Origin of the sequence: Pseudundibacterium arcticum, from assembly GCF_042646465.1 — a bacterium.
Classification (GTDB): domain Bacteria; phylum Pseudomonadota; class Gammaproteobacteria; order Burkholderiales; family Burkholderiaceae_D; genus Undibacterium_A; species Undibacterium_A arcticum.
In genome coordinates this window covers 107,837-121,752 of the sequence record NZ_JBHRTP010000002.1, presented here as the reverse complement: position 1 = coordinate 121,752, position 13,916 = coordinate 107,837, and the positions used below count along the sequence as shown (strand labels likewise).

The window sequence follows — 13,916 nt, the reverse complement described above, 5'->3', positions numbered from 1 at the left end:
AATGTCGATGCTAAGCGAATTGAGTAAACTTAAAGAAGGTGAACCGTTACATCAGAAGATGCGGATTGCTGGCAAGCTGGTCGGTAATGAGCGTCGGATCGAGGTACTAAATCCATACAGCGGTAAGCTGGTCGGGACGATTCCAAAGGCGACTGTCGGCGATATCCGCGACGCCTTTCGCATCGCTCGTCAGTTCAAGTCACCGCTGACGCGTTACGACCGCTCCAAGATCATGTTGCGGGCGTCGGAAATATTGCGTGCCAATACCGATGCCATTTCTGATTTGATCACCGCCGAATCAGGCCTGTGCAAGAAGGACTCGCTGTATGAAGTTGGTCGTGCCTGCGACGTCTTTGTGTTTGCCGCCAATCAGGCGCTGGTAGATGATGGTCAGGTGTTTTCCTGTGACCTGACACCGCATGGCAAGCAGCGCAAAGTCTACACAATGAAAGAGCCGTTGCTCGGCGCAATTTCGGCCATTACGCCGTTCAATCACCCGTTGAATCAGGTCGCGCACAAAGTGGCGCCATCGATCGCGACGAATAATCGAATGGTGTTAAAGCCAACCGAGAAGACCCCGTTTTCTGCCTTGCTGCTCGCCGACATTTTGTACGAAGCCGGATTGCCGCCTGAAATGTTCTCGGTAGTGACAGGCGATCCGAAAGAAATCGCAGACGAAATGCTGACCAATGCCGATGTCGATCTGGTCACGTTCACCGGTGGCGTGCCGATAGGAAAATACATCGCCGGCAAGGCAGTCTACAAGCGTCAGGTGCTGGAGTTGGGCGGCAACGATCCGATCATCGTGATGGAAGATGCCGATATTGAAGAGGCCGCTACTTTGGCGGTGTCGGGCTCGTACAAGAATTCCGGCCAGCGCTGTACCGCGATCAAACGCATGATCGTGCATCAGGCGGTAGCTGATGAATTTGTCAAGAAGCTTGTTGCCAAGACGCGCGCGATAAAATTTGGCGATCCGATGGACCCAAACAACGACATGGGAACGGTGATCGATGAACGTGCGGCGATCGAGTTCGAAGCCAAGGTAAAGGATGCCGAGCGCCACGGTGCCAGACTGTTGTATGGCAATATCCGCGCCGGTGCGCTGTATTCGCCGACGGTACTGGACCACGTGCCGGCCGACTGCAAGCTGGTCGCCGAAGAAACGTTCGGACCGGTATCGCCAGTGATTCGCTGCACCGATATTGCTGATGCCATCCGGATTTCCAATTCGACTCCTTACGGCTTGTCATCGTCGGTATGCACCAACCGCATGGACTACATCACCCGCTTTGTCCGCGAGCTGGAAGTGGGTAGCGTCAATGTGCGAGAGGTGCCAGGCTATCGTTTGGAGCTGACACCGTTTGGTGGCATCAAAGATTCGGGTCTCGGCTACAAGGAAGGTGTACTGGAAGCCATGAAAAGCTTCTCCAACACAAAGACGTATTCGCTGCCCTGGAACTGATTCGATGTTATCCATTCCAGGAATATGCGCGTTGTTTGACGCTGGAGGGCATCTAATATATTCCGGCGAGCCGGTCACTCAACTCGAACATGCTCTGCAATCGGCAACGCTTGCAGAGCAGGCTGGGGCAACACCGGAATTGATCTGCGCCGCATTGCTGCATGACCTCGGGCATTTGCTGAACCCGCAGGGTGAAACGCCATCGGCGCGAGGCATTGACGATACGCATCAGTATGTTGCAATTCCGCATCTACGTGGTTTGTTTAGTCCGGCAGTGCTGGGCCCGATTCGGTTGCACGTGAATGCCAAGCGTTTTTTGTGTGCCACCGATACAGCATATTTTGACAAGCTTTCGGAAGACTCCAAGCGCAGCCTTGCATTGCAAGGTGGTGTGTTTTCTGCCGAAGCTGCGGCAAAATTCATCGCCCGACCTTATGCCGCAGATGCAGTACGTTTGCGGCGGTGGGACGACTTCGCGAAAGATCTAGACATGGTCACTCCGGCACTACCGTATTTCGCTGCACTGATGACGGATTGCGCACTTTTTCATTCTTTAGGATAGCTCCCATGCGCCCATTCTGGCTGGAACATGCACTTTCGATTGACGGTGAATTGACGCCTGCGTTGCAAGGTTCTCAACGCGCCGATGTTGGCATTGTCGGCGGTGGCTTTACCGGCCTCTGGACCGCCTTGCAACTGAAGCAGCAGAATCCGGCACTGGATATTGCGATTATCGAAAGTGATCTGTGCGGTGCCGGCGCCAGCGGTCGAAATGGCGGTTGCTTGCTGACTTGGACCACCAAATTTTTTACGCTACGTCGTTTGTTTGGAGAGGCCGAAGCGATACGTCTGGCGAAAGCGTCTGAAGCGGCAGTCACGCATATTGCAGAGTTCTGTGGCAAGCATGGGATCGACGCCGAATTTCGTCAGGATGGCACCTTGTACACCGCGACCACACAGGCACAGATGGGCGTGCTGGACCCGGTATTAAAGGAGCTGAACAAGTACGGCATCAATTCGTATCACCCGCTATCAACCGCAGAAGTGCAGCGGCGTTCGGGCTCGGCGCGCAATCTGGCAGGCGTGTTCTCGCCACTGGCGGCCACTGTGCATCCGGGCAAGCTGGTACGCGGACTGCGCCGGGTGGCACTGGAAATGGGCATCCGAATCTATGAGAGAACGCCGATGCTGGCATTTGAGCCGGGGCGGCAAGTAACGATACAAACGCCGGCGGGCACACTGCAAGTCGGCAAGATGGTATTGGCCATCAATGCCTGGATGGCAAGTCGCTTCCCACAATTTGAACGCACGCTGGCGGTGGTGTCCAGCGATATGGTAATTACCGAAAAGTGTCCTGAATTGCTGCAGCAGATCGGTCTCAAGGACGGCGTTTCGGTACTTGATTCTCGTACCTTTGTGTTCTATTACAGGACCACTGAAGACGGCCGTCTGATGTTGGGGAAGGGCGGTAATACTTTTGCATGGCGCGGCCGGATTCTGCCGGTCTTTGATCAGCGTTCACCTTATGAAGATCAACTGAAGCAAAGTTTGCATGAATTCTTCCCGGCATTGGCTGAGGTGCCGATAACCGCCAGCTGGAACGGGCCGTCGGATCGTTCGGTCACCGGTTTTCCTTTTTTCGGGAAACTTGATGGTCATCCGAATATTTTCTATGGCTTCGGTTATTCGGGTAATGGCGTCGGACCGACTTACATGGGTGGCCAGTTACTGTCGTCGCTGGTGCTTGGGCTCGACAATGCATGGAGTCGCAGCCCACTGGCCGATGGCCCGCGCGGCACCTTTCCGCCAGAACCGATCCGTTATCTGGGATCACTGGTAGTGCGCAATGCGATCCGCCGCAAGGAGCGCGCCGAAGACCTGGAGCGCAAGCCTTGGCTGCTGGATCAGATGCTGAGCAAGTTGGCGAATGCGGCGGGCAAGGCCGACAAAGCCTAGGTTTTTTACCGAGGGCCGCGAACCCGACGCCACCAAGTACCAGGCCGGGCGTCAGCCTGCGGCACGTTCGGCGCCTTGACCGAGGTCGCCGGATTCAGCGGCAACACCTGCTGCACGAGCACCAAATTGCACACGTCATACCAGGTAGCAACCTGATCCCTTATCAGCTCCCTTCATGAAGATGGTGCGTCTGTGGCCGCATTTCACCTTGACAATCGCCGTTTCCATCCTATAATACCATCCATGCAGATGGCAAATGGATGTCTAATGGATGGTAAAGGCCAATATGAGTGTGCATGAAATTCGTCCGAAAGTAAGCGAAACCGAGAAAATCACGATCAATCTGGGACTCGTCGATCTCGGACAAATCGACCTGCTCGTGCAGGAAGGTTTTTACTCCAACCGAACCGATCTGATTCGCACAGCGATCCGAAACCAGCTGACCACGCATTCCGAAGTGGTCCGCCAGACAATCGCCCGCAAGAGCCTGGTGCTCGGACTGCAGCATTATTCGCGCGCCGATCTGGAAGCGGTGCAGAGGGCGGGGCAGAAACTGCAGATCCAGGTTTTGGGCCTGGCCAGCATCGGCGCCGACGTGTCACCGGAACTGGCTCTCGCCACGATCGAATCGCTGGTTGTTCTTGGCGCCCTGCATGCCAGTCCCGCCGTCAAAAACGCCCTCGCAGGGCGCATCCGCTAACTGCAAAAAAGGAAAAACCAATGAAGATGAATGAAAAAATGTTCGCGGTAATGCGCGAAGCGGCTTCCCTGCTGCAAAAAAACGGCGCCGGCGCCGCGACCGAAAAAATTCAGCAGACGCTGCAGGGCCTGATGCCGGCAGGCGCGTGGGCCGGCAACGCTTCCGCGGCGCGCACTATGCGCGACATCAATCCGGCGCCGAACGCGAAAGCCGACAATACTGGCGCGGCAGGCGGGTTTGTGCCGGACTTGCTGGCCAGGCTCGGCATTCACGCGCCGATGGATGGAGCGCGCTTCGAGATGCCGGCCTTCGCGCCGCAATTCGATGTGCAAGAGGATGGCAGTGCGCTCGCTCCGGGAAAATTTCTGGCTGGTTCCTTCACCAATCATGCCGGCACCCGCGCTTATAAGCTATACGTCCCGACCGCCTATCACGGCCAGGCGCTGCCGCTGGTGGTCATGCTGCACGGCTGCACGCAGAATCCGGATGACTTCGCCGCCGGCACCCGGTTGAATGCGATCGCCGAGGAAAAGCCGTGCCTGGTCCTGTATCCGGCGCAGGCACAGTCGGCCAACGGATCGAAGTGCTGGAACTGGTTCAATGCTGTCGATCAGCAGCGCGGCCAAGGCGAGCCATCCATCATCGCAGGGATGACACAGGAGATCATCAAGACGTATCACGTGGATGCGGCGCAGGTCTACATCGCCGGCCTGTCGGCAGGCGGTGCGATGGCGGTTATCATGGGCACCAGCTATCCCGAGCTTTACGCCGCGGTCGGCATCCACTCCGGGTTGCCATATGCAGCGGCGAATGACTTGCCGTCGGCCTTGGCAGCTATGAAAGGCGCCGGCGCACCGACCGCAAACGCGCGCCTGAAAGCGATACCGATCATCGTGTTCCACGGCGACCGCGACAAGACTGTCCATCCGCGCAATGGTGATCACATCATGACGCAATCCATGCCGCAGCATGCTGCGGCACAGATAAAGAAAGGGCAAGCCGGGGCCGGCCACCCTTATACGCAAACGGTGCACGAAGATGCCGACGGCAAGGTGGTGGCCGAGCAGTGGCTGGTGCATGGTGCGGGTCACGCCTGGTTCGGCGGTAGCAGCCGCGGCAGTTATACCGATGGCAAGGGACCTGACGCTTCTCAAGAAATGATGCGCTTTTTTTCGACGCAGTCGAAGTCGGCGAGTTGAATGTGATATCGGGCTGCCACGAGCCGACGGCCCGATTGCCGTTTTTTGGCACGGGTCCGAACTCTACATAGCAGCCTAGGTATAAGTACGCGAGCTCCTGAACATGCTGGCCCGCTTGCTGCGCTCAAGACGACCGGTCGGAGTTTTGCGGCTCTGCGTCTTTCATGTACCGAGGATGATGCGTCGGATGATGCCGACTAGTTTGGCATCAACCTGGACGGGCAGGGGCCCTTTGTTTTGGCGCATAAAGCACGACGGCGCCCCTAGTATTCATGCGGCTCTTCACGTCGGAACTTCTACAATTCCATTTGTAATAATGGCTTGCTGTTTGGTCTCAGAGCGCTGGAATACCGGTGCGGTCTTTTTCTTCGATGTATAAGCTAACCTCAGATCTTGAGATGCGTTATTTTCGTGCCTTCCAGCGTCAGATTTGCCATAAGACCTGCGTTTGTCAACACAAAGGCCATGACCGGGCCGCTCGCCGAACCGACGTCAAGGTTGCCATTTGCACCTACCTTCAGCACCGCCACTGAGGCGTCGGCACCGGCCCGCCAGCCTTCGCTGGCGCGGAATTTGTCGAGTGCTTCTTTCGTCATGAACAAGAAGATAATCGCTTTAGACTGTGCGCCGATTTGAAGTCCAACCGACAGGGATCCCAAACTGTAATATTCAGGTGTCGCATTGTGAACGCGCAACGCTCCTTCGCCATACTGCCCACCTATCCCGAAGCCGGCCGCAATTACTGACGGGAAGACCAATACACCGCTTGCCTTGGCGATAAGTTCGTGCGAACCCTTGACGGTCGTTTCCAATTGCGAAAGCGTCGCGCTAACGCCTGCGTCGATTTCATGGCGACGTTTGTCTGAATCAGCAGTGCCCGATGTTGCGGTAGTCGTCGCGGTGGTCGTACAGCCTGCGATCGACAAACCGGCGACCGCGAGCGACGCCGCTGTCTTGAGCATGAAATCACGTCTTTGCATGATGACCTCCATTGGGTTAATAACAGGTTCCAAACGGGCGCTCCACCATGCAGCACATGGTTGTTGGCGAAAGCTACAGGACTAATCCTTAATACGCTTCCGGAGAGTTGATCACATTTGCTTGCATTGTTATCAAGGTGGGTCAGCCAGCCTGAATGTGCTTTCACCTCGCCTTGAAACTGCTCTCACTTTTCCTCAAAGATATTCCATTAATCTCAACGTAACGCTCGGACTGTTGCTCTTATTTACAAACGTGCTTTTTTTTACTGGGTATATACGGGCGGATTATGTTCACCCAGCACATTATATGGATAGAAATATAATCCTCTGTCGAAGGGTAGTTTTGATACAAGTCAATTTAAAAAGTAGTTTGACGTTTTAACGAAAAAAATCCCGCAGCACCTTCTGCGGCGGGCCAAATCCTAGCCTTAGGAGGTTGGTTGAAGGAGACGCGACAGCTATACCGCCGATTCATTCGAGGAAAAGTCTCTACTGCACCTGTTTCGGCCGCAGGTGGTCGCGTACAGCATCTTCCGAAGACGTCGAATGTATGGAGAAAAAATTACTGTTGTCACGAGACAAAACCATGTAGGAGAACTGTCGAACTGCAGCGAAGCGAGGAGGGGATGGGTGGTGGATGGTAGTGCCTTATTCGTCAATGACGGATGGAGCGGTGTTTCGGCAACGTTCCAAACCGCCGCATAGATTGCATCGTCAATGTCGGTGTCGCGACATTTTTCGCGCTAGCTTTTGATGCCGGCGCGGGGAATGGGTTATTTGTAGTCCCACTTCGCGCGCGACATTCTCTGTGAGGCTTAACAGTGCTCTTCGCAGTTTGCACGTACTTTGGCGGATTTTCGCCAACCCAGGTATTGCCGCATCTTGAACGGCTCGATGCCATCCAGTGGACCCGGAGCCGTGGGTCGTCATAAAATTTATACACTTGAGCCAATTCGCGCAGATTGTCTTTTTGCGTTATTGGGGCTTTGCAGCAGTATTTCGTGTTGCTGGCATTCTGGTACATTTCCGGTACATAACGGAAGGTAATTGGCGTAGGGTCCGAGCGATTGCTTGCAGTCAATTCTGCCCAATTTTGCACGGTGCGATCGACTTGCCAGGTCTTTGTTTTGTCATCAAATTCAAGGATTTTCTATGTCGACGACCAATGTTCCCGAGTTCATCCCCGAGGCCGATCTGGACGAACCCGTTCCGGCACCGCTGATCGATATCGAGGCGCGCCGCCACCAGATTTTCCCGGTGCTGAGCGCGGCCGAAATCAAGCGCCTGCAGCGCTTCGGCACGCGGCGCCAGTGGCGCGACGGCGAGATGATGTTCGAGGCGGGTCGCACTTCCCTCGGCATGCTGGTGGTGTTGTCGGGCCGCATCGCCGTCAGCCGTTACGACGGCCTGGGCAACAGCGCACCGATCACCGAACACGGGCCGGGTCAATTCACGGGCGAAGTGGCCCAGCTGTCGAGCCGGCCGGCGCTGGCGAACGGCCACGCGGTGGGCGACGTCGATGCGCTCGTCATCAATTCCGAATCGCTGCGCGCACTGGTGGTGGCCGAGGCCGAACTGGGCGAGCGCATCATGCGCGCGCTGATCTTGCGCCGGGTCGGACTGCTCGATGCTAATGGTGGCGGGCCGGTGCTGGTCGGGCCGCCCGGCAACGCCGCCATGTTCCTCCTGCAGAGCTTCCTGTCCAATCGCTATACGACCTGGAATGCGTACAGCAATCAGTTTTGGCGCGCCGCATATTTGATCAATAAAAAAGGACAAATTGTCTACACTCACTTCGGCGAGGGAAACTACCAGGAAACGGAAGCAGCGATACGCAATTTGCTCGCACAACCTGGTTGATACGCTTTCACCTGATAAGTAAAAGCGTTCGGTGGCGGCGTAAGCGTTGTCCTGTCGAGAACGAGACGTGGCAGCCGTCAATCTGAAACTTGCCAGGCATGTTCTGAGTCGATACGGTCAAGCCAAGCGCCGATTACTTGATGTGCCACCGAAGCCAGGTCTGCTCCGTGCTGGTGCGCCTGGTCGCGCATTTCCCGAGGATCGTGCTCGCCCGCACACAGGGGGCACGGCGCAGCACGATGGCGTTTTCGACGGTGAGTGGACGCTCGGTATTAATCAGGTGCCACTAAGCAAATCAGTATTACAGATTTGCTCACCACTTGATGCGGTGTTTCTCCTCTGTCTCCTTATGACGTTTGTCGTCCGATGAATGCAGGTAGTTGCTCGTTGTGCCGATCGATTCGTGTCCCAGGTTGTCACGGACGTGCCGCAGGTCGACATCGCTATTTGCCATGTGCGAACCGGCCGTGTGTCGCAGCCAATGCGCAGACGCCTGTTCAACACGATCCGCAATCGCTTGGTATTGCTCGCCGCGTTGTCTGAGCCGGATGGCAGTGTGCTCGAATACCTTTTTCACTATTGCATGCACAGCGCCGCGCGTCATTGGTCTTGTGCGACTGCCGATCGGCAAAAGAAGCGGAACGTCGTCACCCGTTAGCGGAAAAGGTGCAAGGCCTTTTTCTCTGCGATAGCGCGCCAGTTCGACCATCAACTCATTCGTAGCCGGCACAATCCGCAGCTTGTCGCCTTTGCCCAGAATCTCGAGCCACCAGCGCTCATCGCCATCCTTGTCGCGCCGGCAAAAGAAACTACCCATCGTGGTGCCGACGACCTCGGAGATGCGCAAGCCGCACAGGTACAGTAATGAAAACAGCCACCGTGCGCGATAGTAATGCGCGCGTTCGCGATCCGATTCCTTCGGCATCGCATCGATCGTCATTTTCACTTCACTCCACAAATCCACTTCGAGGTAACGGGTGATGCGTGGTTTTGCCTTGCGGGCGCGCTGACGCGACAGCGACAGTGGATTGCCAGCGAGGTAGCCCGCATTGACCAGCCACGAGAACAGCGTGTTGAGAATGATGATTGCCTGGCGCTGACTAGTAGGGGAGAGGGGGCCGGCGAACGGCCGCCATTCTGGATGCGCGCGCGCGAACTTGCGGCCATCGCGCATCACCCACTGTGTCGCCGGTTGCGGATCGGACAGAAACCGTTGATAGACCAGCAGGTCTTCATGCGTGAGCGACGATAGCGGCTTGCTCAGCTGGATGGTCGACCAGAGCAGCAGGCGTTCGGCTTCCTTGCGGTAATTGTCGAACGTGGTCTTGGTATCGATAAAGCGCGCGAGCCATGCCTTGATCGCATCGACATCGTGGTTGGCAGCGATTTGGGGACGGTTGCCGGTGGCCCGGTTGGTGCCATCGCGGCCATCGATGTGGGAGGGCAGTTGTACGCTGTCGATCGTCGCGAGCACGGGAAGAATAGCGGGATGTAAATTGGTAGAAGGCATTATCAGTGCTGACGCATCTAGAATTGGCACGCTCTGATAATACTCGACATTATAGAGTTAATGTCATAATTTTAAACCATATAGTAAAATTTAGTACGTAATACGTAGTATTATCAATCTTCAAAATTCGCCAAACTTAATCGTGGACACGCCTCGTACCAATGAAAAGCAGCTTCTCGCCGATATCGATCGCCTGCGCGAACAGTTTACGCAAACCCAGGACCTGTACCGCGAGGTCTGTGTATTACTGTTCTTTCGCTATGGGATGACGCCGACCGCGAACAAGCTCTATCAGCTCGTGCGCAAGGGCAGCATGACCGCACCGGCCGAAGCCCTCAATAAATTCTGGGAAGACTTGCGGGAAAAAAGCCGCGTGCGGATTGAACATCCGGATCTGCCCGAGGCCCTGAAAACCGCCGCGGGCGACTTGACTGCAACGCTATGGACCGCCGCCCAGGCCTTGGCGCATGAAACGCTGGCATCGTACCGAAGCGAGACGCAGGTAGCGATTATGGATGCCAAGTCAGCGGTCGAAAATGCCGAAAGTGAACGCGATACCATGCTGCGAGAGCGCGACGAGGCGCTCCGCGGCCGCGAAGAAGCCTCTCGGCGGGTCAGCGCACTTGAGCAAAATCTTGCTGCCGCAGTCGCCACTAGGATGGCGCTTGAATCGCATCTAAAACAGGCGATGGACGACAACGCGGTGCATCAGCAGCGGCTGGAGGACGCGCGTCGAGAATTTACTTCGGAATTGGAGAAGCTGCGCGCGGCGGCTCATCTTGCTGACGAGCGCTTCCGGGCCGCCGAGACCAGAACTTTGCTGGAAATCGACCGCGAAAGAACTCGCGCCGCCAAGCTGCAAAAAGAGTTGGACGCTTGCCGTATCGCCGGCACGCAGGCGGTCGAGCGGCTGCGGTCAGAGGCAACTGGACTTCAATCGCAATTGGGAGACCTCCGGCAAAATGCAGGCATATTGGAAGGTAATCTGCAGGCCGTTACCGCAAGTCGAGACATGGCGATCATTGATCTGAAGGCCCTCCAAGCGCAATTGGCAGAGGCGGCTGCAAAACTGGGTTCATTGCGAAGTGATGGGGAAAGCTGGCGCCTCCAGGCGGAAGAGGCTCAGCGCATGGTCGCAGAGTTGCGGAAGGCACCAAAACCGGTGCGAGTGCCACGCAAATCGAAGGCTGAATAAATTATCCGCAATCGGTACGCGTCCGAGCAAGCCAATGCGTCCAATGCGTCCAATGTCGTCCGAAAGGTAAAAGCACCCGGGAAAAGAATGGCGTTTCGGCGTAAAAGTAATGGCATACGGGAAAAGCAGAAAGGGCATTTATTCTTTTCTCGACCATCTTTACCTTCAAATACAGGATACTTTGACGTTGGAGCTCAGAAAACAACCGTTTAAGGGCTGTCGTTATTGTGCGTAATTTGCAGTGCCAATTTGACATAATGCCAATTATGCGAAGTCAGTGTAGTTCGGCGGGCTACTCACAGCTTGCTGGTCTCATCTAGTAAATCCATTGACAATCCCGAAGTAATTTCATTGAGTCAGCCATTTAAAACGTCAGTGGCTGAAAAGTAAAACAACTTCCTTCGGATTGGTCACATAGACATCAATTTTGATGCGGCTCATGTTAGCGCCGAATTTATACCACGAAGAACGCATGCCGATTAGCGCGGGCGTCATGAAGCGCGTGGTGGCGCTTGGCACCAGGTAGTTGAAAATAACTTTCCCGACGCGCCTGATCTATTCGATCGGAAATCAAGGCTGGGCCTATCCAGCTAGGCTGCTCGCCGTCCAAGGCGTCGAGGAACAACTCCCAATCCGTTGAATAATCGAATCCAACCTGAATCTCACCTTGATGCCGAAATTGGGAGAGCCAAGAAAGCAAATTGACTTTTAGCTCGGCGCGTGTCATTGCGACACTTGAGTCGTTTTGCGTCAGCATCGGCAGGATTCCTGCGCGCACAAAATTATTACACTTCGCAACGTCAAAATCGTTCCGTTCGGCGTAAAACTCTCGGCCGTCTTGGCTTACAAGGCCAATGCTGATCAGCTCAATGTCAATAAAATCGGTAAATTCGGTATCGAGAAAGATAAGCATTATTGGGCCTTATTTTTTGCCATGGGACACTTTTCGGAACTAATTTCCTCTCATGTGTGCTTCAGCACACTTGTTAGATTTTTAGTTCCAAACACACGCATACAACCGCACAACTGCAAGACATTTAGTTCCGAACCGTGCACGAAGGCAAAATAATGGCCAAACCGCGGACAGAAATCTCCCTGGTCTCATGACACAATTCTCGTAGTCCTCGCGGTGACCAGTTGTGTTGCGCCCAGGCGACATGCCCGTCTGATTTAGCGGAGTCGCCGGCAGTGCGAAAAGTCTGAGCACACTCGCTATGTTCCGCTATCCGCGCGCCTTACCACCAGCTCGCCGGCGTCGGAGATTGACAACGTCAGTGCATCTCCTTCTTTCCAGCCCAGCGCCCCCAACAATTCGTCCGGCAACTCCAAGATCCCATCACCGCTTTCATCTCCGGCATCCATGATGCGAGTAACAAACAGGCCACTCTCCGCATCTTTGATTGGCACCGGCGGCAGGTATCTTAACAAGATCGCAAGCAGCATTGCGTCATTGCCTTCGTCTGGCAAGCCTAACCAGCTGGCGCAGATGGACTCGGAATAATCGGCCCAGGCTCGCACGATGCGGTCAGTCTTGACTTTGTGACCGGCAGCTTCCAGGCAGCAGCGCATACGCTCCACATCTGGCGTAAAGTCCTTGGCTAATTGTTGTCGTTCGGCGAGGGTCGGAATCATGGAAATGCCTTTGTGGTGGACAGGCCTGTCGATATCATAGCTACTTCCACGCTTGAAAGTAGCAGGATGGCGCTCCTACGACAATTGATACACTAAATGTCAGGGGCACCTGGACGTCACCTGGGCTCCGGTTTTGGTGCAAACTACTCCATCGTCCGTTGAAGTAAAAGTGTCCATTTAAGTGTACGTAAAAGTGACTGTTCCCGAACGTTTGAAGTAAAAGTGTCAATGTCATCGCGTGCGTACCCATGTGGCTGATCATTCCAGTTTTCTCCGCTTGGCCCGCGCCGGTGGTGGAGCAGTCGAGTCTCGCTTTCGTGCCGTTGATTCATAACTTTGGAGCTGTCGCAACAGTGCGTCTCTCTCGGCGCGTAAGGCCCCGGCTTCGGCGCCGGCGTCAGAAAGTTGCGTTCGCGACGTCTCGAGCTCACGGATGGCGGCATCCCGACCCTCGGAAACTGTCTGGATTGCCCCTTCGAGCACCCCAAGGGCATGTCTCAAGTCCGCCACTTGAGTTTGAAGGCCACTGCATTCAGCGCGATGGCGGTCGTCTGCAACCTTACCTTCAGTGCGCGCGGTTTCGAGTGCTTTCTGAAGTCGAGCTGTGGCCGTGCGCTCGCGGTCAATCTCAAGCAGTGCGCGTGTCTCCACAGCGCCAAACCTGTCCTCACTCTGCTGCGCCGCGGTGCGCAGCTTTTCCAGTTCGGCAGCAAAATCGCGCCGGGCGTCGTCTAGTCTGGCCCGATTTGCCGTGAGTTCAGTTCGCGCATCGAGGAGTTGCGATTCGACCACCGATTTCGTCGACGTCAGCGCAGTGATTTCGTGCCTTAGTGCATCGGACTCAAGGCGCGCTTGCGCCAGTTCATCCTGGACCGATGCCAACGCCATCCTCGCTTGGTCACGTGCATTGAAAGCCTGCTTTTCTTCTTCCCTGGCTTCGTCGACTTGCGCTTGCGCATCATTCTGAAACGAAGCGAGAGTCTCGTGTGCAGTTGTCTGCGCCGCCGTCCATAAAGTTGCGACCAGTTCGCCCGCCGCATCCTTCAGGGCATTGGGCAGATCCGGATGGCTGACGGTAACCCGGCTCTTCTCCCTCAGGTTTTCCCAGAACCGATTAAGTGCCTCGGCAGGCGCCGACATACTGCCCTTGCGCACCAGCTGGTACAACTTGTTTGCCGTCGGAGTCATCCCATACCGGAAGAACATGGCGACGCACACCTCGCGATACAGATCCTGGGTTTGCGGGAACTGCTCGCGCAGGCGGTCGATATCGGCAATCAATTGCTTTTCAGTGGCGACGAGGGTGTCCATGGCGTATTTTCGGCAAGTTGCATTGATAAATAATACTACGTATTACGTTAAATATACAACTACCATTCCTGTAAATATGACATTACTGTTATAATGTCGAGTATTATC

The 13,916-nt window shown here is 55.3% G+C and carries 12 protein-coding genes; 7 read left to right on the top strand and 5 right to left on the bottom strand.

Annotation, left to right across the window (positions count from 1 at the left end; all coding sequences use genetic code 11):
- Positions 1 to 7 precede the first annotated feature (7 nt).
- The 5 genes from phnY to ACFOFO_RS00745 all read left to right on the top strand — a co-directional run bounded on the left by phnY (position 8) and on the right by ACFOFO_RS00745 (position 5,320).
- Complete coding sequence (gene phnY, locus ACFOFO_RS00765) at positions 8 to 1,465, top strand: phosphonoacetaldehyde dehydrogenase (protein WP_390328092.1); 1,458 nt, start codon at positions 8 to 10, stop codon at positions 1,463 to 1,465.
- Positions 1,466 to 1,469: 4 nt separating this feature from the next.
- Positions 1,470 to 2,027, top strand: a complete 558-nt coding sequence (locus tag ACFOFO_RS00760) for a phosphonate degradation HD-domain oxygenase (protein ID WP_390330542.1) — start codon at positions 1,470 to 1,472, stop codon at positions 2,025 to 2,027.
- 5 nt (positions 2,028 to 2,032) lie between these two features.
- Positions 2,033 to 3,421 (top strand): FAD-dependent oxidoreductase, encoded by a 1,389-nt coding sequence (locus ACFOFO_RS00755; RefSeq protein ID WP_390324814.1) that lies wholly within the window; start codon positions 2,033 to 2,035, stop codon positions 3,419 to 3,421.
- Between the two features lie 271 nt (positions 3,422 to 3,692).
- Entirely contained in the window at positions 3,693 to 4,121 is a 429-nt protein-coding gene (locus ACFOFO_RS00750; protein WP_390324815.1) for a CopG family transcriptional regulator, read from the top strand.
- Between the two features lie 20 nt (positions 4,122 to 4,141).
- Positions 4,142 to 5,320, top strand: a complete 1,179-nt coding sequence (locus ACFOFO_RS00745; RefSeq protein WP_390324816.1) for an extracellular catalytic domain type 1 short-chain-length polyhydroxyalkanoate depolymerase — start codon at positions 4,142 to 4,144, stop codon at positions 5,318 to 5,320.
- 386 nt (positions 5,321 to 5,706) lie between these two features.
- On the opposite strand, the gene ACFOFO_RS00740 is transcribed toward ACFOFO_RS00745, so the two are convergent.
- Positions 5,707 to 6,300, bottom strand: coding sequence for a BPSL1445 family SYLF domain-containing lipoprotein (locus ACFOFO_RS00740; RefSeq protein ID WP_390324817.1), 594 nt, complete (start codon positions 6,298 to 6,300; stop codon positions 5,707 to 5,709).
- Between the two features lie 1,152 nt (positions 6,301 to 7,452).
- Here ACFOFO_RS00740 and ACFOFO_RS00735 point away from each other — a divergent pair.
- A complete protein-coding gene (locus ACFOFO_RS00735; protein WP_390324819.1) occupies positions 7,453 to 8,160 on the top strand; it encodes a cyclic nucleotide-binding domain-containing protein in 708 nt (235 codons plus the stop codon).
- Positions 8,161 to 8,473: 313 nt separating this feature from the next.
- On the opposite strand, the gene ACFOFO_RS00730 is transcribed toward ACFOFO_RS00735, so the two are convergent.
- Entirely contained in the window at positions 8,474 to 9,670 is a 1,197-nt protein-coding gene (locus ACFOFO_RS00730; protein WP_390324820.1) for a tyrosine-type recombinase/integrase, read from the bottom strand.
- Between the two features lie 142 nt (positions 9,671 to 9,812).
- Here ACFOFO_RS00730 and ACFOFO_RS00725 point away from each other — a divergent pair, with 142 nt between their 5' ends.
- The gene (locus tag ACFOFO_RS00725; RefSeq protein WP_390324821.1) at positions 9,813 to 10,865 is read left to right on the top strand and encodes a DNA-binding protein; all 1,053 of its coding nucleotides are present in this window, start codon (positions 9,813 to 9,815) and stop codon (positions 10,863 to 10,865) included.
- 454 nt (positions 10,866 to 11,319) lie between these two features.
- Here ACFOFO_RS00725 and ACFOFO_RS00720 read toward each other — a convergent pair whose 3' ends face one another.
- The 3 genes from ACFOFO_RS00720 to ACFOFO_RS00710 form a co-directional block, all read right to left on the bottom strand.
- The gene (locus ACFOFO_RS00720; protein WP_390330540.1) at positions 11,320 to 11,778 is read right to left on the bottom strand and encodes a 3'-5' exonuclease family protein; all 459 of its coding nucleotides are present in this window, start codon (positions 11,776 to 11,778) and stop codon (positions 11,320 to 11,322) included.
- 299 nt (positions 11,779 to 12,077) lie between these two features.
- Positions 12,078 to 12,497: a hypothetical protein gene (locus tag ACFOFO_RS00715; RefSeq protein ID WP_390324825.1), complete on the bottom strand. Its 420-nt coding sequence runs from the start codon at positions 12,495 to 12,497 to the stop codon at positions 12,078 to 12,080.
- A gap of 258 nt (positions 12,498 to 12,755) precedes the next feature.
- Complete coding sequence (locus tag ACFOFO_RS00710; RefSeq protein WP_390324827.1) at positions 12,756 to 13,808, bottom strand: DNA-binding protein; 1,053 nt, start codon at positions 13,806 to 13,808, stop codon at positions 12,756 to 12,758.
- Between the last annotated feature and the right edge of the window lie 108 nt (positions 13,809 to 13,916).